Origin of the sequence: Desulfogranum mediterraneum DSM 13871, from assembly GCF_000429965.1 — a bacterium.
Classification (GTDB): Bacteria; Desulfobacterota; Desulfobulbia; order Desulfobulbales; family Desulfobulbaceae; genus Desulfogranum; species Desulfogranum mediterraneum.
The window spans coordinates 249,570-270,565 of sequence record NZ_AUCW01000007.1; the positions used below are offsets into that span (position 1 = coordinate 249,570).

Sequence of the window (20,996 nt, forward strand, 5' to 3'; positions counted from 1 at the left end):
GAGATGCTGCAGCCAGCCTCCCCCGGGTGAGCCGGCTGGAGAGCTAAATCAGGAACCTGAACTCGCCCTTGCCCAGGAGATCATGGAGGTGGAGAACGCCCTGAAGCCGGCCGGCCCCATCGACCACCGCCAGGACCGTGATCTCCCGACTCTGCATCAGGCTGAGGGCATCGGCTGCCATGGTTTCCCGGCCGATGGTCACCGGTCTGGTGGTCATGATGGTGGCCACGCCCTGGTCGGCACGCCCTCCGCTGGAGACCAACCTGCGGACATCGCCGTCGGTCACGATCCCACAGAGTCGGTCATCCCGGTCACAGACCACCACCGCCCCTAAATTCTTGCGGTTCAACTCGCTGATGGCAACTGCGGCGCTGACCCCTTCCCCGACTCTGGGCACCTGCTCTCCGCTCAACATCACCTCCTCCACCGCGACCTTGAGACGCTCGCCCAGGCTGCCGCCTGGGTGATTACGCCGAAAGTCCTCTTCCCGGAACTGCTTCTTCCGCAGCAGGGCCACAGCCAGGGCATCGCCAAGGGCCAGGGTGGCGGTGGTTGAGGTCGTCGGGGCCAGGCCCAACGGACAGGCCTCCCTGGGGATACCGATATCCAGGACCACGCTGCCGAACCTGGCCAGGGTAGATCCTTTGGCTCCTGTCATCGCGATGATATGGATGTTGCGCTCCCGCAGGCTGGCGAGCAGGCCGTTGAGTTCGGCGGTTTCCCCTGAGTAGGAGATGGCCAGCACCACGTCGGTAGGCGAGACCATTCCCAGGTCACCATGCATGGCCTCAACCGGGTGAAGAAAGAAAGAGGGGGTGCCGGTGGAGTTGAGGGTGGCAGAGATCTTCTGGCCGACGACTCCGGACTTACCTATGCCGGTGACCACCAGTCGGCTGGGACACTCCATGGCCAGGGTGATGGCCTGTTCAAACTCTGCACCCAGTCGATCGCGGACCGCGAGGATACCATCCGCCTCCAGGCTGAGGACCTCTTTTGCCTCTGCTACAATGCTCACGCGTCCTCCTCCATATCGACCACGGTTCGGCCAAAGCTCTTTCGTGCCAGCATCCGTTCTATCTCCTGATCCAAGGCGGAGAGGGGGACAACCCTGGATATCGTTGCCAGCTCATCGAGTTTCCACTCTGCTGACAGCTGCCGCCAGGTAGCCTGCCGCCGGGGCATGGGGCAGTTAGCGGAATAGATCCCGAGCAGATGGACCCCCCTGAGGATAAAGGGATAGACATTGAGGGGCAGATCTCCGGACAGGGCATTGCCGCAGGAGGCAACCACCCCGTCATAATCGGTCCCCTTGACGGCATTGGCAAGGATGGTTCCACCAACGGTATCGACGACTCCGGCCCAGCGTCCAGGCAGGAGCAGCTTCTCAGGCTCCTGGTCAAGCAATCCAGGCCCTGCAAAGGAGGTCACCCCCAGGGAACGCAGGAGGGGCTGCCGCTCCTTCTTGCCGGTCAGGGCATGGATCTCATAGCCCAGCTTGGCCAGGAGGAGGATGGCAATCAGGCCGACCCCACCGGTGGCGCCGGTGACCAGGACCTGACCCTTTTCAGGGAAGACCCCGTTGTTGCGCAGGCCGGCCACGCACTGGGCCGCGGTAAAGCCTGCCGTGCCCAGTTGCATGCATTCCAGGGCAGAGAGTCCCTGGGGCCTGGCAAGCACCCAGTCTGCACTCACCCGGATATATTGACCGAATCCCCCAGGGGTGTTCATTCCCAGGTCATAGCCGGTACAGAGGACCTCGCTGCCCGGGGCAAACTCTTTCCTGTTGCTCTCCACCACCGTGCCTACGGCATCAATTCCGGGGGTATGGGGATAGGAGCGGGTCACGCCCCTGTTTCCCGAAGCCGAGAGGGCGTCCTTGTAATTCAATGAGGAATAACGGACCTTGATGGTCAGGTCTCCCGGGGGGAGCTCGACGGTATTCCTGCTCTCCACGGCACGGGAAAAGCGCTGATCCGCCTCTTCGCGGACTATTAATGCCTGGTATGTTCTATTTTCCATGATATCTGTTTGGCTCAAAGGGGTGCAGAGAGCGGTCGCAGCCGGCCACCAAGGATCTGGTGGATCCGGCCACCCGGTTCCTCCAACTGATAACGACCATCATCGGCCAGGCCGTAGCCCAGGCCGGTGATGCAGACCGAACCGGCACAGTACTCCACCGGTCGCCTGTGAAGGTAATCATAAGTCCGCCATTGATCGAGTACCAAGGCGGGTGTTTTCTCCAGAAGAGAGATTTTTTCGATCAGCAGCGCAGAGATCCCGGTCAGCACCCTATCCAGGACAAAGATCACCCCGGATTCAGCGGCCAGGGAGGTTGCGATCTCCCTGAGCTCCAGGGGAAACTCTCCGCAACCCGTATTGACGTTGAGACCGATGCCGATGATCACGCAGGCCGGGCCATCACCTGGATCCACCGACTCGCAGAGGATCCCACCTACCTTTTTCCCCTGGAGGTAGATGTCGTTGGGCCATTTCAGCTGGACCTGAAAAGAGGTATCCTCGGCCGGGGCAGTGCCAAGGTATTCGGCCACCGCCACCCCGGCGGCCAGGGTGATCCGGGCGCGTCGCTCCGGCGCCAGTGCCGGCTGGAGGATCAGGGAGAAGTAGAGTCCCCCCGGCGGGGAGGCAAAGCAGCGCTCATACTGCCCCTTTCCCGCTGACTGGGTCGTGGCCACAATCAGCGCCGGGCCACGTTCGCCTGCGGCTATGCGCTCCTTGGCCCTGTCATTGGTCGAGGGGGTTGCGGATAATCGTTCGATCTGCACAGCTGGACCACCTCCATGGTCTTTACCGGGCCGACAGCAGCCCTGCCGGCGGTACTGCGGACAAAAAAAAAGCAGAGCCTCTGGGAAGCTCCGCTTTTCAATACTCGGGGAGAAAAAGACTAGTTGATGCCTTCAGACCCTTCTTCATCCTTGATGCGATCAGGACGAGCGTACATGGTGGTTGATCCTGAAGACCAGAACATCAATTCACCTTTCTTGACCAAATCATTGGCAACATTCTTGATTTGACGGGGTTTTGCATCAGGATCGCATTTGTAGAAATCCTTGATATAGAGCTGCGGTTTGGGAGATTTTGTTGCTTTCTCGATGATTGCAGCTTCCAGTTCTTCTAGACTGAGTGCCATGACACCCTCCTTCACTTGTATGAAAGTAAAAAAACGATCGGCCCTGGAGTCCAGAGCCGATCGCGTTAAAGTTATTACTTGGTATAGGCAGCCGTGTGGCTGGTATACTTGAACTGTGTGGTTGTTCTCCAGGTATCGTAGGCCAACCGGTAATCATCGATGGATTTCTCGGTAAACGGAATACCTGTCTTCTCAAAGAATTTTTCCCAACCGATCCGCTCTGCCCACTCACCGACACGCTCGTACTTCTTGGCGTCCTTGGCATAGGCTTCCAGGATCTCGCGGACAACCTTGACGGTCTCCGGCCAACGTGGGGTGGTGTTGGGCAGGAAGGGAACAACCAGCTTGGAGAACTTGGGAGCAGACTTCGCGTTGGAAACCTTACCACCAACCAGGATGGCGATACCGTCACCTTCCGGATCTGCCAGGGGCATGGCCGGACACATGGTGTAGCAGTTACCACAGAACATACAACGCTCTGCATTAACCTTAACGGTCTTGATCTCTTCGCCGTTCACCGTGGCCTTGGCAGGCTTAACCGCTCCCAGGGGACAGGAGGCGATGGCCAGGGGCAGCTCACAGACACCGCTGATCCGCTCGTTGTCGATCATGGGTGGTGTCCGGTGGATACCCAGGATAGCGATATCAGAGGCATGTACCGCACCACACATGTTCAGACAACAGGCCAGAGCGATACGTACCTGGGCAGGCAGGCTCATGGAACCGAAGTACTCGAACAGGTCATCCATAACCGCCTTAACCGGACCAGAGGCATCGGTGGCAGGGGTATGGCAGTGAATCCAGCCCTGGGTGTGAACGATGTTGGTCACACAGGCGCCGGTTCCGCCGATGGGGAACTTGTTGCCGTAGGTGGCGATGGTGGCCTTCAGTTCGGCAACCTTCTCCTCAGCGTCTACCATGAACTCGATGTTGTTCCTGGTGGTGAAGCGGACGTGACCGTCACAGTGCTTGTCAGCGATGTCACAGATGTCACGAACATAGTTGACCGTCACCAGACGAGGGGAACCACAACGTACGGTGAAGACCTTGGCGCCGTTCTCGGCGACATGTACCAGCACACCAGGCTCAATAATCTCGTGGTACAGCCAGGTCCCTTTGTTCTCTTTGATAACCGGAGGCAGCATGTCTCCGTAGTACCTTGGTCCCAAGTCGGTGATTCGACCTTCCATAGGATTTTTAGGATCGTAACCCATTGTATTGTCTCCTTATATATTACGTCTCAATTCGATTATAATCTCAGTAGCGACCAGCGACGATCACATGGCGTGACGTTTTCTGAACTCTTTGATGTCACGATCCCAGCCGCCGGGAACTTCTTCTTCCTTCCAGAAGACATATGGGTTGGAACGAGGCTCTTTCACATGCTGGGGCAGAGGCTCGATTTCCATGACGCTGAGGAAGGTAGGCAGGCCGATACGCTGCATGGTCTCACCCACACGCTCACGGTTCTTACCAACTTCCATCCACCAGTCCCATACCTTCTCGATCACATCGATGATGTCTTCGAAATCGTTTTCCTTCTTCACTTCGATGAAAGGAATAACCAGGGTGGAGAACTGAGCACCATCAAGAATCGGGGCCTTGGCGCCGATCAGGATGGAGGCACCCTGCTGAGCACCGGGACGCAGGGCACGAGGCATAACGTTGATGCAGTGCATACAACGGGTACATTCGGCGTCGTCGATCTTCAGTTCGTCGCCTTCCATCCACATACACTGGGTGGGGCAGAGGTCGATGACCTCAGCCTGGATGTCGAAAGCTCCCCAGTTGCCGCCCTTGTGGGCGCCACCGTTGGAGGGATACCCATCGGCGCCGTCTACGTAGGCCTTGACTGCAGCCTGGTCGATGCGGATGTTGTCCTTCCAGGTTCCGATAACGGAGAAGTCGGAACGGGCAACTGCGGCCACACAGTCGTTGGCACAGGCGGAGAACTTGAACTTGAACTTATACGGGAAGGCAGGACGATGGATCTCATCCTGATAATGCTGGGTCAGGTGATTACATACTTCCTGGGCATCGTAACAGGCCCACTCACAACGGGACTCACCGAGACAGCAGGAAGGGGTACGCAGGTTGGAACCGGAACCACCAAGATCCTGCTTGAGGTCATGGGTCAGGTCCCAGAACAGGGGCTCCAGGTTCTCGGTACGGGTACCGAGGAAGACCATATCACCGGTGGAACCATGCATGTTGGTTACACCAGAACCATACTTCTCCCAGAGATCCATCAGGGCACGCAGGTTCTCGGTGGAGTAGTAGAGGCCGGAGGGCTGAGCGATACGAACGGTGTGGAAGTGCTCAACACCGGGGAACTGCTTAGGAACATCTGAGTAGCGACCTACAATACCGCCACCATACCCGAAGACACCAACGATTCCGCCGTGCTTCCAGTGAGTAATCCTGTCTTTGTATGAAAGCTCAAGCTGACCAAGAATGTCCCAGCACTCCGGCTTTGTTTCAGCCTGCTGCTTGAGGTCGGTGACGAAACTCGGCCATGGACCTTTTTCCAGTTCGTCCAATAGAGGCGTTTCATGCTTTGCCATCAGTGTTCCTCCTAGATTATGTGGTTTGTTAATAACCTGTACGTAGTATTGATCTGATCAACAATTCGACGTTGATGCCAACGTGAGCGGACAATACAGTATTGAATGCTCATTCATCCAGCGACAATAAACGGACGATAAGTCTTTGTCAACCAAAAAGCGTAACCCATTGTTGCACCATCAAAAAAGCGGCAAATAATCCTAAGGGCTTAGCCGATTCCAGCGACCCTGAGCATGCTTTTTTCAAGGTTTTCCCCCTCGCTTTGGCCGCTTGGTTCAGCCAGGTGCGCGAGCAGTTTTTCCGCCAGAATCTTACCCAACTGGACCCCCTCCTGATCAAAGGAGTTAATGTTCCAGCAAAAGCCCTGAAAGGCGATCCGATGTTCATAGAGGGCCAAGAGGCCACCCATCACCTCGGGGGTGAGGCGATCGGCGATCAGGGTCATGGAGGGCCGGTTGCCGGCAAAGCGGCGGGCCGGATTGTCATTCCCGCGTCCGCTGGCCAGGGCCAGTGACTGGGCCAGCATATTGGCCAGCAGCTTCTGCTGGGAGTTGGTCCCCTTGACCTGGACATCCCGGCCGTACTGACTCGCTCTAAAGCCGATAAACTCGGCCGGGACGATCTCGGTCCCCTGATGAAGAAGCTGGTAAAAGGCATGCTGACCGTTGGTGCCGGGCTCCCCCCAGACAACGGGACCGGTCTTCCAGGAAACCGGATGCCCCTGGCAGGTGACCGCCTTGCCGTTACTCTCCATGTCACACTGCTGGAGGTGGGCCGGAAAACGGGCAAGGGCCTGGCTGTAGGGCAGAACCGCCACCGTGGGACAGGCGAGGAAGTTATGATTCCAGATGCCGATCAGGGCCATCAGCAGGGGGATGTTGGCCCGGATATCCCGCTCTTCAGCGGCCCGGTCCATGGCATTGGCACCCTTGAGAATCGCTCTAAAGGAATCCATCCCCAGGGCAAAGGCCAAGGTCACCCCGCCCACCATGGAGGTCGCGGAGTAGCGACCGCCGATGGAGTCATACATATAGAATGAGGCCAGGTAGCGGGAAGGGTCGTCCATGGGACTGCCCTTGCCGGTCACCGCTATCATCTGCCGGGCCGGGTCACAGCCGGCCGCCAGCAGGGCCTCCCGAACCAGCTGCTCGTTGGTCAGGGTCTCCAGGGTGGTGCCGCTTTTGGAGACCACGTTGAACAGGGTCCTTTCGAGGTCGAGCCCCCGGAGTACCCCGGCCACATCATCGGGATCCACGTTGGCGATAAAGCACGCCCTCCGACCGGGTAGGTTGAAGGCCTCCAGGGCCTGGTAGAGGGCCCGGGGGCCCAGGTCGGAACCGCCGATCCCCACCTGGACCATGGTGGTAAAGGGCTGTTGCCCCTGGCTGAGGATGGCCCCCTCCGAAAGTTCCCGCAGGAATCGCTCCAGTTTTGTCAACTCGGCCTTGGCCTGAGCCGTTGCCTCGGGGGCCCGGGCAGGGGTGGAGAAGATATCCCGACAGGCGGTATGCAGGACCTGACGCTCTTCACTGGGATAACCGTCGATTCGGTTGAGCACCGCCCCCTCCTGCATGGCCAGATACTTATCCACCAGGCCGGCCTCATCTGCCAGCTCCTGGAGGGAGTCCAGCACCTGGTCGTCCAGTCGCTGGGTGGCATAGAGGAGATCAAAGTATTCGTTCTGACAACAGTAACGCTTGAGTCGCTCTGGCGAAAGGCTCCCGGCAGCGCTCAGGTCATAGGGGCTAGCTGCCAGGCGAGTCAGGGTGTCGACAGCAGCCAGTTGGTTAAAATCGATAAACTCCATCTCTTCCTCCTGCTCTGATTGGTTAGACCGTGGCCGCCTCCTTCAACGCGGCAATGACCTTGGCATAGTCTGCTTGACCGTAGATCGCCGAGCCGGCCACAAAGATATTGGCGCCGGCCGCAGCCACCCGGGCGATGGTGTCCGGGGCCACCCCGCCATCGACCTCGATACCGGCCTCCGGGTTAACCTCGTCCAGCATGGCACGAAGTCGGGCGATCTTGTCCAGGCTGGACTCGATAAAGGACTGGCCGCCAAAACCCGGGTTGACACTCATCAGCATCACCAGGTCCACCTCGGCCAAGACATAGTCCAGGCTGGCAAGTGAGGTGGCCGGATTAAGCACGGCTCCGGCCTTCTTGCCAAGTTCCCTGATGGCGCCCAGGGTACGATGCAGATGGGGGCAGGTCTCTACGTGCACGGTCAGCCAGTCGGCACCGGCATCACTGAAGGCCTCAAGATACTGATCCGGATTGGAAATCATCAGGTGGACATCGATGGGCAGCTTGGTCAGCCCTCGCACCGCCTTGACCACCAGGGGCCCCATGGTAATGTTGGGCACAAAATGACCATCCATCACATCCACATGGATGACATCCGCACCAGCCGCCTCCACGGCCCGGACCTCCTCACCCAGGCGGCTGAAATCCGCGGAAAGAATGGAGGGGGCAATCATCAAAGACTTCATGGCAAATCCTTAAATAGTAAACAGTATAGTAAACAGTAACAGACGAAACTAAAACAAGATGACAAGGGATTACGCCCCTGGCATGAGCCAGGACGACCAGACCAAAGTACAATAAATGCGCCACAGAAGCACCGGAAAAAGGCCTGCCTCAGGGGATCTTTTCATACTGCTGCCCAGCCACCTGACGAATCCTCCCCTTGAGCTCCAACTGGAGAAGGAGCCCGTGGATCCGCTGCACAGGGATGGCGGTGACCCGCAGGAGGGTATCGATATCGACCGGGTAGACCTCCAGACAGGAGAGGATCCGCTCCTCCTGGAGAGGCTCTGCTTCGTCCTGATCCGCCGGAAGAGCATCCGCCGAAAGAGCCCTGGCCCCGGGCTCATGACCCTGGCCTGCCCCCAGCATCAACTCCGCAAGCACGTCTGCGGCCGTCTCCACCAGCTGGGCGCCCTGTTGAATCAGGGCATGACAGCCGCGGCTCTTGACGGAATCGACCCGACCCGGAACGGCAAAGACCTCCCGCCCCTGGTCCAGGGCCAGGCGGGCGGTGATCAGGGATCCGGATTTCGGAGTGGCCTCCACCACGACCACCCCTGCCGCCAGACCGCTGATGATCCGATTCCTGGCCGGAAAGCGGAAGCCTTCCGGCCGGGTACCCAGGGGGTATTCCGAGAGCAGCACCCCCTGCTCTGCAATCTCGGCAAAGAGGGGGGAATGGGTGTGCGGATAGACGACATCCAGCCCACAGCCAAACACCGCAGCCGTCCGTCCACCGGCATCCAGGGCACCCTGATGGGCTGCCGCATCGATGCCATAGGCCCCGCCGGAGACCACGGTCAGTCCCTGTCCGGCCAACTCACCCGCCAGGGTCGCACTGACCCGCCTGCCGTAGGCGGTGGCCGACCTGGAACCCACCAGGGCCACACTCGGGGCTGCCAGACAGCCGGGCTTGCCCCGGGCGTAGAGCAGCACCGGGGGATCAGGCAGGGTACGCAGGGACTGGGGATATTCGGGACTGGTCAGAGAGAGCAGGAAATCGTCTGTCTGTTTGAGCCGCTCAAGTTCGGCGGCTGCCCGCTGCCGGGCTGCAGCGCGATTGGCAGGGTCAATGAGGAGTCTGCGGGTGTGCGGCCCAAGGCCTGAAACGGCCTGGAGTTCGGCTCCTGCCTCAAGGACCTTCCGGGGCGTGCCGAAATGAAGGAGCAGCCTGTTGAGCAGGGCGCATCCGAGCCCAGGCAGGAAGGTCAGGGTCAACCACTCTTCTGCCTGGGCACAGATATTGTTCACAGCCCTAGTCGCTTATAAAGGACTGCAGATCGCCACTCCGGGACGGGTGGCGCAATTTTTTGATCGCCTGGGCCTCAATCTGGCGAATCCGCTCCCTGGTGACGGCAAAACACTGGCCCACCTCTTCCAGGGTATGGTCACAGCCGATCTCGATCCCGTAACGCATGCGCAGGACCTTCTCTTCCCTGGGGGTCAGGGAGCCCATGACCTTACAGAGGCAGCGCTTGAGGCTCTGGGTGATGGAATTTTCCTGGGGATCGGGATGGGCATGATCCTCGATGAAATCACTGAGCATGGCATCGTCCTCTTCACTCACCGGCGCGTCCAGGGAGATGGCATCCTTGGCAGTCTTGAGGGCGATGTTGACCTTATTGACGTCGGTACCCAGCTGCTCGGCCATCTCTTCCGGGGTGGGCTCCCTACTCTCCAACCGCTGAAAGTCTTTGGAGAAACGCAGCATCCGATTGATGGTCTCGATCATGTGCACCGGCAGACGGATGGTCCGTCCCTGGTCGGCGATGCCCCGGGTCACGGCCTGGCGGATCCACCAGGTGGCATAGGTGGAGAACTTGTAGCCGCGCTTGTAATCATACTTTTCCACGGCCTTCATCAGGCCGATGTTGCCCTCCTGGATCAGATCAGGCAGCTGCATTCCCCGGTTGAGAAATTTTTTAGAGACCGAGATCACCAGCCTGAGGTTGGAACGCACCAGGGCCTCCCTGGCCTGCTTGGCGGTTTCCCGCCCCAACTCGATATCCTGCTGCACCCCGACAAACTCCGGCCAGCTCAGACCTATGGTCTCTGCCAGCTCAAGGGTTACCCGTCGTTCGATCTCGGCAGGATTGACCGGCTCTTCCTCTGCAGCGACCGCCTGCTTTCTCCTGGCTGCCAGCAGTTCGCGCTGCTGGGCCAGCACCCGGACCTTGTTGAACTTCTGACTCAACTCCTTGACCGCGTCAGCCACCGACAGCAAGCCCTTGGAGCAGAGCCGGTAGTCCTGAAAGAGGTTGGAGATGGTCCAGCCCAGCTGGATGATTTCCGCAACGATGCGCTCCTCCTCCTCGGAGTTGCCGGCACACTGCTTCAGCTCACGAAAGAGCTCCCGCCGAATCGCATCGTGGCTGTTGGCAACTTCGACCTGATCAAGGAAGGAATCGCGTTTCTTTTTGAGGCGCTCGGCATCATTGTCAGAGACGCCTCTGATCACGGTATTGATCCGCAGGCTCCCGCGAAGGATTCCCTCTGCCAGATCATTGAGGGCCGTGATCCCCAGGGTCAGGCGCAGCACCGCATACTGGATCCGGGTCTCCCCCTCTTCCACCATCTTGGCCAGCTCTATCTCCTCCTCATGGCTGAGCAGGCGCTGGCTGCCCATCTCCCGGAGATAGATGTTCATGGGGTCGATACTGGTCCCCTGGTCCCGACGATCGCCACTGCGCCGATCCTCACCGCAACGTCGATCAACCCGGGTCCGTCGTTCCTTGCCCTTCTTGCCCTGCTGCTCTTTCTCGCGGCTCGCCCTGGCGATCCTGTTCCGCAGCGGGGAGACCGTGCCCTTTTTCACGACACCTCGTTCTTCTTCAAAACCGTCTTTCGCACTATCCACTATCTCTCCTCTGGATAACAGTCCACGTTATTGAAAAAGATTTCATGGTGCCCTGGCTAAAAAACGATAACAAAACAGGGGACATCGACAGGATAAAACGCTTATTCGCGAAGTTGTCTCGCGGTCACCAAACAACCCTGCCGTACGGACGTCTTTTCAGCCAACCACACCACACATCGTTGAACGCATTTCTGCAGCCTAACAGCTTTTATTATTTTTTCAACAGCTTATAATCAACAGCCTGTTCTTTTTTTACCGGCTATCATTTTCTGCTGCAAGAGCTCCATCAGCCTGGCCGTATCCCCCTGCCGACCGGCCTCCTCTATCTCTTCCTGCAGCCGCAGGCTCTGCTGCTGGATGGAGGCCCGCTCCAGCCAGAGCAGTAACTCCCGGCGCTGCCCCTCCGCCAGAGCACCTTCATCCGCCAGTCCTTCGCTGCCCTGCAGGGCAAGGAGCCGCGCCACATAGTGCCGTTCCGCCTGGTCAGGCAAGACCTCCATGATCTGCTCCGGCCCCTGCTCTCCCCGGGCGTTGAGCTCCAGGAGAAGATGAACCATCCGCAGGGCGGCCGGCTCCTGCAGCACCTCTTCCATGCCCGCGGCCCGGAGCTCTTCCAGATGCTCGGGGTAGAGAATCAGAAACTCGACCAGCTGACGCTCCTGGCGGGGCAAGCGTTCCAGGCTGCCCACCGGGGCCGCGGCCAGCGGTTGCTGCCGCAGCTGGGACGGGACGGCAAACTGGGCCGGTGCCACCCCCAGCTGCTCGCTGAAATGGGCCAGCATCAGTGACCTCTGGCCACCATCGCTGGCCTCCTCAATCAGGGGCTTGAGCTCTCCAATGATCTTGTTCTTGCCCCCCAGGGTCAGGCCATGCCGTTCCACCAGGGTGGTAAAGACAAATTCAGCCAGGGGCTGGGCTGCTGCGACCCGCTCCCTGATCGCCCCGGCCCCCTCACTGCGAACCAGGCTGTCGGGGTCATGCCCCTGGGGCAGGAGAGCGACCCTGCAGTCCAGCTGTTCGGCCAGGAAGAAGGGGACGCTGCGCATGGCCGCCTCCAGCCCTGCGGCATCGGCGTCAAAGAGGAGTACCACCTCCTGGCAGTAGCCGCGCAGGGAGTGGACATGATGACGGGTCAAGGAGGTTCCCAGGGGGGCGACCGCGGTATCGATCCCATGGATCGCCAGGGAGAGCAGGTCAAAATTGCCCTCCACCACCAGGGCGGTCCTGGCCTTACGGATCGCCTCCTTATGCTGATAGAGCCCAAAGAGCAGTCGACTCTTCTCAAAGATGGGGCTCTCCGGAGAGTTCATGTACTTAGGCTTACCCTCCCCCAGGATTCGGCCGCCAAAGGCGACCACCCGGCCGGTGAGGTCATAGATGGGAAACATGATCCGCGAACGAAAGCGATCGTAATGGCCTCCACGCTCCTTTTCCACGGCCAGTCCCGACCGGACCAGGGCCTGGATGGGCAGGGACTGTTTGAGGAGGCGGTCCGTGGCAAAGCTCCAGCCCCCCTCTTCAGGGGCAGGGGCATAGCCAAGCCGGTAGCGCTGGATAAACTCGGCAGACACCCCCCGCCCACGGAGATAGGTCTGGGCCTCCTCTGCGCCCCCCTCCCGGGCCAGGATGCCGGCATAGAGGTCGGCTGCCGCCTCGTTGGCCGAGTAGAGCTGCTCCCGCTCCCGGAACTGCTGCCTCTCCTGGGGACTCATCTCCCGTTCCGGTATCACGATCTGGTACTTATCGGCCAGGCTCTTCAGGGCCTCGGGAAAGCTGAGGTGATGGTACTGCATCATAAAGGAGAAGGCGTCCCCGGAGGCACCACAGCCAAAGCAGTAAAAAAACTGGCGCTGGGGATTTACCGAAAAGGAGGGGGTCTTCTCACCATGGAAGGGACAGAGACCGACATAGCGGCTGCCGGCCTTCTTCAGGGTGACGTAGTCGCCGATCACCTCAACAATATCCGCAGCCTCACGGACACTGTTTTTGATGGTCTCCCGGGAAGTATTATCAATCATGGCTATCAGTGGGGGAACGGGGGCATTTCCATGGTAAAATCTGTATCAGTGGGGTAGGATGGAGTTCATGATATCCGTTCTCCCGGTGGCTTCAGCTCTCCGCTCTCCCGCCGCTCCCATCGCCGCACTTCGGCGATGGTCCAGACTCAGCTCAGCAGACACTACTTTCTTCATCCCAGGAAAGCCACCATGAATGACATCGAGCAGGTCCTCTCCTATGAGATTAAAAAAGAGGTCGCAGACCGCTACTTTGGTTTTCGCAAACTGATCGAAGAGGACATCGAGGCCTACAACGACCAGCTGGCCCTCAGTTTTCGACACCTGGAGCATACCATCGGCATGCACCTGGTCCGCCTCTATATCCTTCTGGGCAGGCCTGAGTTGATCCATGATTTTTTTCAGATCACCGGTCTCCACGACGAGATCTTTTTTGATCCCTACCTGATGGAATCGGCGACCCTGAGGAAACGGCTCTTCCAGGAATACGCAACCAGCGGTTTCACCAAAAGACAACGCTTTCGTCGCCTCTTCCTCCGACTCTACCAGGAGTTGCACCAATACGTGGAGAGCTATCGCTTTACCGTGGAAAAGCTCATCAGCGAGCAGGACACCATTGCCGAAGAGATAAAACTGTTTTACCGTAACAACGACCTGGACGCGATCATGCGCTTTTTCAGGGGACTGAACCGGAGCGGCCATGAACAAGCCATCGCCCCGCTCGATCAGCCGGCCGGCAAAGAGGAGCAGCAACTCAGGGACAAGTTGAAGCTACGCCCACCGGCCAGCGTGGAATCGGCCCTGCCCATCCTCCCCGAGCTCCCGCCGCTGAAGACTATCAAACCTGCACTGCTCCCCCTCATCCAGCGGAGCTTCCAGCTCCACAGCGATGCAGCCATCCATCAATTCTGCCACTGATACACCATGGAGTCAACCGCACCTTTTTTCCTTGCCCTGCTCTGGGTCTTCATCGGCCTGCTCATGCTCATCGGAGGAGGGGAGGCCGTCATTTACGGGGCCACCCGCCTGGCCAGGCGGCTGGGAATCACCCCCTTTGTCATCGGCCTGACCGTGGTCGCCTTCGGCACCTCCATCCCGGAACTGTTCATCAGCCTGATCGCCTCCCTCCAGGGACACCCTGACATCATGATCGGCAACATCATAGGTTCCAACATCGCCAACGTCGGCCTCATCCTGGGCTGCTGTGCCATCCTGGCGCCCTTACGGCTGGAGCTCAAAGAGGTCTGGACCGAACTGCTGATCGTCATCGCGGCCAGTATCTTTGTCCTCCTCTGCAGCGGCTACGGCCGTTTTCCCCGGATCGTCGGCTTTGCCTTTGTACTCAGCCTGATCAGTTACACCTACCTTACCTATGCCAACCGGCGCAACGGAGACGGTGACGACCAGGCCCTCTCCGGGAGCGGGAACGGACGCCGGCAGCCTTTTCTCATTACCCTGGCCATCGTGACAGGCATCGCCCTGCTGGGCGTCGGCTCCACAATCTTCATCGACGGAGCTGTGAGCGTAGCCCGCCACTTCGGGATCAGCGAGCTGATCATCGGCCTGACCCTGACCGCGGTGGGCACCTCGCTGCCGGAGCTGGCTTCCAGCATTGCCGCCCTCCGTCAGCGGGAGAGCGGGATGTTGATCGGCAACGTCATCGGCTCCAACATGTTCAACCTGCTGATGGTCTTCGGCCTCACCGGGATGATCCACCCCTTTAGCCTGGATCCGGAGCTGCTCCGGCGCGACCTGCCCGTGATGTTCGCCTTCACCATCGTGCTCATCCCCATGCTCCGCCAGGACGGCACCACCAGGAGATGGCACGGCATCCTCCTCTGTTCTGCCTACGGACTCTACTGTTTCAGCCTGCTCTAGACTCGAACAGGCCCGGGCCCCTGGCAAAGACTCCAGCCCACGGGCTAGGGCCATGACCGGCCGACGGCTCAGCTCCTACAAGCCCACCCAGTAATCCAGACGATCCAGGGGAAAGACACAGTTATTCTCCATGGCCAGCTGACAGGTCCCCTGGACCTCCACCCCCTGATAGATCACCGAGACCGGTCGATCCGAGGAGACCACCACCACCACCAGGTTGGGGTGTTCGGCGGTAAAGCGCAGGGCCGAGTTGTAGCGTGCCCCCCGGGCAAGATCTTCACCGGCAAAGGCGCGGCCGTCCAGGAGGCAGGCAAAACCATGGAGATGCTGGTCTGCATTGATATGAAGGGCGCCATCTACCTTGGCCAGGGATTTGGCCAGATTCAGGGTATGGGGTTTGCGCAGATCCAGGGCCGGAGAGAGCTGCTGGCCGGAGATCTTCACCGGCTCCTGGTTCAGGTCCAGCACCACCGTACAGCCATGCTTATGGAGCTGGGCATGATGCACCAGACTGACCACGATCTTGAACAGGAAGTAACAGACCGACTTGTCCAGTGCAGACTCAAGCAGCAGTTCCTCCAGCTGGACCAGCTTGGCCTGAAAGGTGGTCGAGCTGAAGCGACCGTCGGCAAAGCTGCAGACCGGAGACTTGTTCACCTTGAGAAAGCCGTGCCGACCCCGAAAATCGGCCCGGATGGAAAAGGGCGGCAGGGTGGCATCACAAATCCCCAGGATAGAGCGGCCGTCGCTGACCAGCCTCCGGCTGGAGTTCTCCACCGAAAGCAGTAACTTGCGCACATGTTTATTGTTGGCCAGCTGGGGCCGGATCTGTTCCTGGAACTTGACCAGGAAGTGGAGTGCATCCACCATGGAGGGGTCGACGATCAGCAACTGGCCCTGGGGCCAGAACCCCTCTTCCCGGGTTTCCGAAATCCTGAGCACCGCGTCCAGGACCGGATAGACCCGGATCAGGGAATCCCAGCCCAGGCGAAGGTTCATCTCGTCGACGATATGATCCCGCACCGCATGGCTGGCATACTCCCTGAGGAAATAACCCGAGATCCCGGTGTAGAGATCTTTCTCGTTGGCCAGGTCATGGGAAAAACGCCAGATGGCGTGCTCCAGCCAACGCTCGGAGGGACCGGTGGAACAGAGATCCGGGTGATGTTCGGTGAACCAGCGCTGGAAAAAGACCGAGCCCGAGTAGCCGCCATAGGAGAGCAAGCCGGCCAGGCCGAGATCCTTGACCGAATAGATCTCGGCAAAACGACGTTTATCCCTGGGGACCGTCACCTGCTCACGCCACTCTTCACTCTCCAGATAGAGGGCCTTGAACACCGGTTCGTGTCCCTTGAGCAGCTGCTGGGGGTCACAGAGCAGCAGGGGGTCCTCTGGGCCCAGGCAAAAAATCACCGCAGCACGACTGGGTCCGGAGAAGTGGGTCAGACCATCACTGAGACCGTTGAGGATGTCACTGACGCATCGCCTGAGAAAAGAGTGTTGGATTATATCGGCCATGGATTACGAGGGGCTCTCCGGTTCCGCTTGAAAGGAAAAAAAGGGGAGGGGCACCAAGGCGCCTGCCTACGACTCAAGGCTCAAGCAAAGGGGGCACCGCCTGTCAACCAGGATAACAAATCGGCTTTTACCACGTCAAGCTGATAATTCCCTGTCCCCGAAACCTGACGGCAGCAAGGGCTGCATTCCACCCCGCCGGTTGACAGGCAGGGAGACGTGCCCATAATATCCCTATGGGAGGGAACAGCCAGGAGCAGGCTGCTTCGCCCCGATCAGGGCAGCGTCAACGGCAGGCTCCCTGCCCCCCTTCCCCCACAGCAACCTGATCCATAAGCAACCTGATCCATAATGGAGGCCCAAAATGCCTTATAGTTGTAATACCTGCGGTGCAGTGGCAGAGAGCCCCGGGCACCTGTGCAACCCCTGCGGTGACACCGAAAGCTGTAGCTTCTGCGGTGCAGCCGAGGTCGATGCCCGCCATATCTGCCGGGACAAGCTGAGCGCCATGCAGTTCACCTGCGGCGGCTGCGGCCGAGTGGCCATGGAGGCCAAGAACCTCTGTAAACCCGAACCCATCAACCCATAAGCCTACCTTGAGAGGAGAGATTTTCCAAGGTGACTGCAATCCCCAGCCGGAGCCGGCCAGGCCCCTGTCCCGGCCGGCTCCGGCCCCTCCCAGGGGTGCCGGCCATGACCGAATCCAGGCTCCCCACCTCTCATCGATAAAAAAAAGCTGGACAAAGCAAACCGTTCCTCTATCATCTGGGGGAGATGAAACGGAAGCTGGCCAAGGTCCCCCTGGGTGAGCCTCTGCCGGCCCCCCTGGCTGTAACCTGTCCCTTGAGTCGCTCCCTGCTCACTCAAACCACCACCCCAAGAGTCTCATCATGGAAGAACGTATCGCCCAAGAACTGGTTGCCATCCTCAAGGCCCAAGAGGTCTCGGACTATGACAATGCCTTTGAACGTGCCTTTGAGCTCACCAAGGCCTATGCCGGCTCGGCCAATGCCCAGCCCTCGGCCATCCCCTCGGTCTTTGAGAAGCTCTTTGAGCTCTTTGTAAGCGGCACCACCAAAGCCTGAGCCATGCAGATGAATATCCGAACCAGGCCCCCCTGCTGTTCAGCTCAAGCTGGAGCTCGTCCATGAACAGAAGCGGCCAACTCAGCGCCTTCATCCGTGCCGTCCTGAGCAGACAGTGGCAGGCCCTGGTCGATCTCCTACCGATCATCGGGGTGGTCCTCTTCTTTCAGCTGCTGGTCTTCCGCCAGCCCCTGCCCCAGCTCGATCAGCTCCTCATCGGGGCCCTGTTTACGGTGGTCGGCCTCAGCCTCTTTACCCAGGGGTTGGAGTCGGGCCTCTTTCCCATGGGCGAGACCATGGCCCACCACCTGGCAGCCAAGGGCAGCCTCAGCGCCCTGCTCAGCTTTGCCTTTTTACTGGGCTTCACCACCACCATTGCCGAACCGGCGCTGATCGCGGTCAGCCGGGAGGCAGCCGAGATCGCGGCCCAGGGGCAGCTGATCGCCTCCGAGCCGGCAGTCCTGAACCGCTATGCCCTGGGCCTGCGGCTCTCCGTGGCCCTCTCCGTGGGCCTTGCCATCCTGGTGGGGGTGCTGCGCATCCTCAAGGGCTGGCCCCTTCACTACCTGATCATCGGCGGTTACCTGCTGGTGATGCTGATGACCACCGTGGCCCCGAAAGAGATCATCGGCATCGCCTATGACACCGGCGGGGTGACCACCTCCACCATCACCGTGCCTCTGGTGGCGGCCCTGGGGGTAGGCCTGGCCTCGATCATCAAGGGCCGCAATCCCCTGACCGACGGCTTCGGCCTGATCGCCCTGGCCTCCCTGCTGCCCATGATCTTTGTCATGGCCTATGGCCTGCTGATCTTTTCCTGAGGACGCCCATGGCCCTGCTCAACGAACTCTCCGCCAACCTGCTCTCCACCTGTCGTGACATCCTCCCCATCCTGGTGCTGATCTTCGGCTATCAGCTGCTGGTGGTCAAACAGCCCTTGCCCAATCTCAAGAAACTGGTCCCCGGGATCATCTATGTCATCCTCGGCCTGGCCCTGTTTCTGACCGGCCTGGAGATGGCCCTGTTCCCCCTTGGCGAGATCATGGCCCGCCAGCTCTCCAGCCCCCGGCTCATCGCCGCCGGCGACACCCTGCCGGCTGTCAGCCACTGGTACCACTACCTCCAGGTCTACCTCTTTGCCGCCATGATCGGCTTTGCGACCACCATTGCCGAACCCTCCCTGCTGGCCGTGGCCATCAAGGCCAGGGAGGTTTCCGGCGGGACCATCAGCCCGAACAAACTGCGGGTCACCGTGGCCCTGGGAGTCGCCGCAGGCATCAGCCTGGGGACCTTCCGGATCGTTTCCGGCACCCCGCTCACCCTCTACATCCTCTGCGGCTACCTCATGGTTACTGCCCAGACCTTTTTTGCCCCTAAAAGCATCATCCCCCTGGCCTATGACTCCGGGGGGGTGACCACCTCCACCGTGACCGTGCCCATTGTCACGGCCCTGGGCCTGGGTCTGTCGGCGGCCATCCCCGGCCGCAACCCGGCTATCGACGGTTTTGGCCTGATCGCCTTTGCCAGCCTCTTTCCCATCATTGCCGTGCTGGGCTACGGCCAGTATGCCCACTGGCTCAACAGCAGAACACCAAAACACAACCCAAGGAACGAGCATGGACTTTAAGCTTATCATCACCTCGGTCAAACAGGAGTATACCGATACGGTGGTGGATGCGGCCAAGGCCGCAGGCGCCACCGGCGCAACCATTATCCACGCCAGGGGCACAGGAATCCGGGAGGCAAAGACCTTTTTCGGCCTTTCCCTGGAGGCCCAGACCGACATCATCCTCTTTCTCACCGCCCAGAGCTGCGTGAGCAAGATCCTAGCGGCCATCAACCGGGCAGGAGAGTTCCACAAACCAGGCACAGGCATCGCCTTTGTCCTGCCGGTGGAACAGACCATCGGCCTGGAGAGTCAGATGGAACGGTTCGAGGAGGAACAACAGAGCCACTGAGCCTGCTCCCCTGAAAAAGGGGAGCAGTGAACAGGGGAGAGCAGCCATGCGGGGGAACGGGAGGGGAGCTGGGCAGACCCTCCGCTCCATTGCCGGGCGGAAGGCACGGCGAGGTGTTTTTTTTGGGGGAGGAGAGTCAGGAAGCCTTACGAATCGAAACCTCCCTGTTGGGCAGTACCAGGTGGAGAAAGACCCCGACCAGGGCTGAGAGGCCGATCCCCTGCACCATGAAGCCCTTGAAACCCAGGGCCATGTCACCGATGCCGAAGACCAGGATCAGGCTGACGATCACCAGGTTGCGGGGCTGGACCAGATCCACCGCCTCACGGATCAGGGTGTTCATGCCGATGGCGGCAATGGTACCAAAGAGCAGGGTCATGATCCCGCCCATGACCGGGGTGGGGATGGTGCCCAAAAGCGCGCCCAGGGTGCCGGAGAAGGAGAGGACAATGGCCACAGCCGCGGCCCAGGTCATCACCGCCGGGTTAAAGGCACGGGTCAGGGTCACGGCTCCGGTCACCTCGGAATAGGTGGTGTTGGGAGGCCCGCCCAGCATGGCGGCCAGGGAGGTGGCGACCCCATCGCCCATCAGGGTCCGATGAAGCCCTGGTTTTTCCAGAAAATTCTTGCCTGTGACATTACTGATGGCCAGCATGTCGCCGATATGCTCAATGGCCGGGGCAATGGCCACCGGGACAATAAAGAAAACCGCCTGCCAGTTCCACTGGGGAAAGACAAAGGAGGGAACCGCAAACAGCGGCGCCTCCAGGACAGGGGCAAAGTTCACCATCCCCAGGGGCAGGGCAACCAGGTAGCCGGCGCAGATGCCCAGGAGAATCGAGATCAGGCGGATCATGCCCTTGCCCGTGAGCACGGCAATGATCGTTACCAGCAGCGAGACCATGGCCACGCCCAGGGCCTGTCCCTGGGGGAAGAGGACGGCCGCGCCGTCACCGGTCTTTCCCAGGGCCATGAACACCGCCACAGGGGCCAGGTTCAAGCCGATGACCATGATCACCGGCCCCACCACCACCGGCGGCAGGACCCGCTTGACGATCCCTCTGCCCCGGAAACGGATGAGCAGGGCGAGCAGCATGTAGACTATCCCGGCGGCCAGGAGGCCGCTCATGGTGCCGGCAATGCCCCAGGTCTGCACCCCATAGATGATCGGGGCGATAAAGGCAAAGGAGGAGGCCAGGAAGATAGGCACCTGCCGCTTGGTGATCAGCTGAAAGAGCAGGGTCCCTGCACCGGCGGTAAAGAGGGCCACGTTGGGGTTCAAGCCGGTCAATATCGGCACCAGGACCAGGGCCCCAAAGGCCACAAACAACATCTGCAGGCCAACCAGCACCTGCTTGGCACATCCCATGGCTTCTTTCTCAATGGCGGTCATACGTTTCCTCATATCTCCTTAAATTATGGCTCTGCCGACACTGCCTGCCGTCA

20 protein-coding genes are annotated in these 20,996 nt (G+C 59.9%); 7 read left to right on the forward strand and 13 right to left on the reverse strand.

The window, feature by feature from the left end; all coding sequences use genetic code 11:
- Positions 1-43 precede the first annotated feature (43 nt).
- From G494_RS0104255 to dnaG, 11 genes are all read right to left on the reverse strand, one after another.
- On the reverse strand, positions 44-1,015 hold the full coding sequence (locus tag G494_RS0104255; protein WP_028583541.1) for a KpsF/GutQ family sugar-phosphate isomerase: 972 nt from the start codon (positions 1,013-1,015) through the stop codon (positions 44-46).
- On the reverse strand, positions 1,012-2,019 hold the full coding sequence (locus tag G494_RS0104260; protein WP_028583542.1) for a YhdH/YhfP family quinone oxidoreductase: 1,008 nt from the start codon (positions 2,017-2,019) through the stop codon (positions 1,012-1,014). The genes G494_RS0104255 and G494_RS0104260 overlap by 4 nt, the downstream gene beginning before the upstream one ends.
- Positions 2,020-2,033: 14 nt before the next feature.
- Positions 2,034-2,783, reverse strand: coding sequence for a biotin--[acetyl-CoA-carboxylase] ligase (locus G494_RS25090; protein WP_051305370.1), 750 nt, complete (start codon positions 2,781-2,783; stop codon positions 2,034-2,036).
- A 119-nt stretch (positions 2,784-2,902) separates the two neighbouring features.
- Complete coding sequence (locus tag G494_RS0104270) at positions 2,903-3,148, reverse strand: dissimilatory sulfite reductase D family protein (RefSeq protein WP_028583543.1); 246 nt, start codon at positions 3,146-3,148, stop codon at positions 2,903-2,905.
- A 74-nt stretch (positions 3,149-3,222) separates the two neighbouring features.
- On the reverse strand, positions 3,223-4,362 hold the full coding sequence (gene dsrB, locus G494_RS0104275; protein WP_028583544.1) for a dissimilatory-type sulfite reductase subunit beta: 1,140 nt from the start codon (positions 4,360-4,362) through the stop codon (positions 3,223-3,225).
- Positions 4,363-4,425: 63 nt separating this feature from the next.
- A complete protein-coding gene (gene dsrA, locus G494_RS0104280) occupies positions 4,426-5,712 on the reverse strand; it encodes a dissimilatory-type sulfite reductase subunit alpha (protein ID WP_028583545.1) in 1,287 nt (428 codons plus the stop codon).
- A 209-nt stretch (positions 5,713-5,921) separates the two neighbouring features.
- Positions 5,922-7,520 (reverse strand): glucose-6-phosphate isomerase, encoded by a 1,599-nt coding sequence (locus G494_RS0104285; protein WP_028583546.1) that lies wholly within the window; start codon positions 7,518-7,520, stop codon positions 5,922-5,924.
- A gap of 22 nt (positions 7,521-7,542) precedes the next feature.
- Positions 7,543-8,205: a ribulose-phosphate 3-epimerase gene (gene rpe, locus G494_RS0104290; protein WP_028583547.1), complete on the reverse strand. Its 663-nt coding sequence runs from the start codon at positions 8,203-8,205 to the stop codon at positions 7,543-7,545.
- A gap of 148 nt (positions 8,206-8,353) precedes the next feature.
- A complete protein-coding gene (gene dprA / locus G494_RS0104295; RefSeq protein WP_028583548.1) occupies positions 8,354-9,493 on the reverse strand; it encodes a DNA-processing protein DprA in 1,140 nt (379 codons plus the stop codon).
- Positions 9,494-9,497: 4 nt separating this feature from the next.
- The gene (locus tag G494_RS21840) at positions 9,498-11,099 is read right to left on the reverse strand and encodes a sigma-70 family RNA polymerase sigma factor (protein WP_084456381.1); all 1,602 of its coding nucleotides are present in this window, start codon (positions 11,097-11,099) and stop codon (positions 9,498-9,500) included.
- Positions 11,100-11,332: 233 nt separating this feature from the next.
- Positions 11,333-13,117 (reverse strand): DNA primase, encoded by a 1,785-nt coding sequence (gene dnaG, locus G494_RS0104305; RefSeq protein ID WP_028583549.1) that lies wholly within the window; start codon positions 13,115-13,117, stop codon positions 11,333-11,335.
- A gap of 189 nt (positions 13,118-13,306) precedes the next feature.
- Here dnaG and G494_RS21845 point away from each other — a divergent pair, with 189 nt between their 5' ends.
- Positions 13,307-14,032, forward strand: a complete 726-nt coding sequence (locus G494_RS21845; RefSeq protein ID WP_051305371.1) for a hypothetical protein — start codon at positions 13,307-13,309, stop codon at positions 14,030-14,032.
- Between the two features lie 6 nt (positions 14,033-14,038).
- Entirely contained in the window at positions 14,039-14,992 is a 954-nt protein-coding gene (locus G494_RS0104315; RefSeq protein WP_035245363.1) for a calcium/sodium antiporter, read from the forward strand.
- Between the two features lie 75 nt (positions 14,993-15,067).
- On the opposite strand, the gene G494_RS0104320 is transcribed toward G494_RS0104315, so the two are convergent.
- Entirely contained in the window at positions 15,068-16,510 is a 1,443-nt protein-coding gene (locus G494_RS0104320; protein ID WP_028583551.1) for a DNA integrity scanning protein DisA nucleotide-binding domain protein, read from the reverse strand.
- 361 nt (positions 16,511-16,871) lie between these two features.
- Here G494_RS0104320 and G494_RS0104325 point away from each other — a divergent pair, with 361 nt between their 5' ends.
- The 5 genes from G494_RS0104325 (at position 16,872) to G494_RS0104345 (ending at position 19,550) form a co-directional block, all read left to right on the forward strand.
- Complete coding sequence (locus G494_RS0104325; protein ID WP_028583552.1) at positions 16,872-17,096, forward strand: hypothetical protein; 225 nt, start codon at positions 16,872-16,874, stop codon at positions 17,094-17,096.
- Positions 17,097-17,397: 301 nt separating this feature from the next.
- Positions 17,398-17,592 (forward strand): hypothetical protein, encoded by a 195-nt coding sequence (locus tag G494_RS0104330; protein WP_028583553.1) that lies wholly within the window; start codon positions 17,398-17,400, stop codon positions 17,590-17,592.
- Positions 17,593-17,654: 62 nt separating this feature from the next.
- A complete protein-coding gene (locus G494_RS0104335; RefSeq protein WP_051305372.1) occupies positions 17,655-18,413 on the forward strand; it encodes a DUF1538 domain-containing protein in 759 nt (252 codons plus the stop codon).
- A gap of 8 nt (positions 18,414-18,421) precedes the next feature.
- Positions 18,422-19,219: a DUF1538 domain-containing protein gene (locus tag G494_RS21850; RefSeq protein ID WP_051305373.1), complete on the forward strand. Its 798-nt coding sequence runs from the start codon at positions 18,422-18,424 to the stop codon at positions 19,217-19,219.
- A complete protein-coding gene (locus G494_RS0104345; protein ID WP_028583555.1) occupies positions 19,209-19,550 on the forward strand; it encodes a P-II family nitrogen regulator in 342 nt (113 codons plus the stop codon). The genes G494_RS21850 and G494_RS0104345 overlap by 11 nt, the downstream gene beginning before the upstream one ends.
- A gap of 136 nt (positions 19,551-19,686) precedes the next feature.
- On the opposite strand, the gene G494_RS0104350 is transcribed toward G494_RS0104345, so the two are convergent.
- On the reverse strand, positions 19,687-20,943 hold the full coding sequence (locus G494_RS0104350; protein WP_051305374.1) for a uracil-xanthine permease family protein: 1,257 nt from the start codon (positions 20,941-20,943) through the stop codon (positions 19,687-19,689).
- Positions 20,944-20,996: the final 53 nt, after the last annotated feature.

What these genes read in the sequence shown, in the direction of transcription:
- G494_RS0104260 (WP_028583542.1), bottom strand. Translation starts at nt 2,019, where the DNA reads ATGGAAAATAGAACATACCAGGCATTAATAGTCCGCGAAGAGGCGGAT.
- G494_RS0104270 (WP_028583543.1), bottom strand. Translation starts at nt 3,148, where the DNA reads ATGGCACTCAGTCTAGAAGAACTGGAAGCTGCAATCATCGAGAAAGCA.
- dsrB (WP_028583544.1), bottom strand. Translation starts at nt 4,362, where the DNA reads ATGGGTTACGATCCTAAAAATCCTATGGAAGGTCGAATCACCGACTTG.
- dsrA (WP_028583545.1), bottom strand. Translation starts at nt 5,712, where the DNA reads ATGGCAAAGCATGAAACGCCTCTATTGGACGAACTGGAAAAAGGTCCA.
- G494_RS0104285 (WP_028583546.1), bottom strand. Translation starts at nt 7,520, where the DNA reads ATGGAGTTTATCGATTTTAACCAACTGGCTGCTGTCGACACCCTGACT.
- rpe (WP_028583547.1), bottom strand. Translation starts at nt 8,205, where the DNA reads ATGAAGTCTTTGATGATTGCCCCCTCCATTCTTTCCGCGGATTTCAGC.
- dnaG (WP_028583549.1), bottom strand. Translation starts at nt 13,117, where the DNA reads ATGATTGATAATACTTCCCGGGAGACCATCAAAAACAGTGTCCGTGAG.
- G494_RS21845 (WP_051305371.1), top strand. Translation starts at nt 13,307, where the DNA reads ATGAATGACATCGAGCAGGTCCTCTCCTATGAGATTAAAAAAGAGGTC.
- G494_RS0104315 (WP_035245363.1), top strand. Translation starts at nt 14,039, where the DNA reads ATGGAGTCAACCGCACCTTTTTTCCTTGCCCTGCTCTGGGTCTTCATC.
- G494_RS0104320 (WP_028583551.1), bottom strand. Translation starts at nt 16,510, where the DNA reads ATGGCCGATATAATCCAACACTCTTTTCTCAGGCGATGCGTCAGTGAC.
- G494_RS0104325 (WP_028583552.1), top strand. Translation starts at nt 16,872, where the DNA reads ATGCCTTATAGTTGTAATACCTGCGGTGCAGTGGCAGAGAGCCCCGGG.
- G494_RS0104330 (WP_028583553.1), top strand. Translation starts at nt 17,398, where the DNA reads ATGGAAGAACGTATCGCCCAAGAACTGGTTGCCATCCTCAAGGCCCAA.
- G494_RS0104335 (WP_051305372.1), top strand. Translation starts at nt 17,655, where the DNA reads ATGAACAGAAGCGGCCAACTCAGCGCCTTCATCCGTGCCGTCCTGAGC.
- G494_RS21850 (WP_051305373.1), top strand. Translation starts at nt 18,422, where the DNA reads ATGGCCCTGCTCAACGAACTCTCCGCCAACCTGCTCTCCACCTGTCGT.
- G494_RS0104345 (WP_028583555.1), top strand. Translation starts at nt 19,209, where the DNA reads ATGGACTTTAAGCTTATCATCACCTCGGTCAAACAGGAGTATACCGAT.
- G494_RS0104350 (WP_051305374.1), bottom strand. Translation starts at nt 20,943, where the DNA reads ATGACCGCCATTGAGAAAGAAGCCATGGGATGTGCCAAGCAGGTGCTG.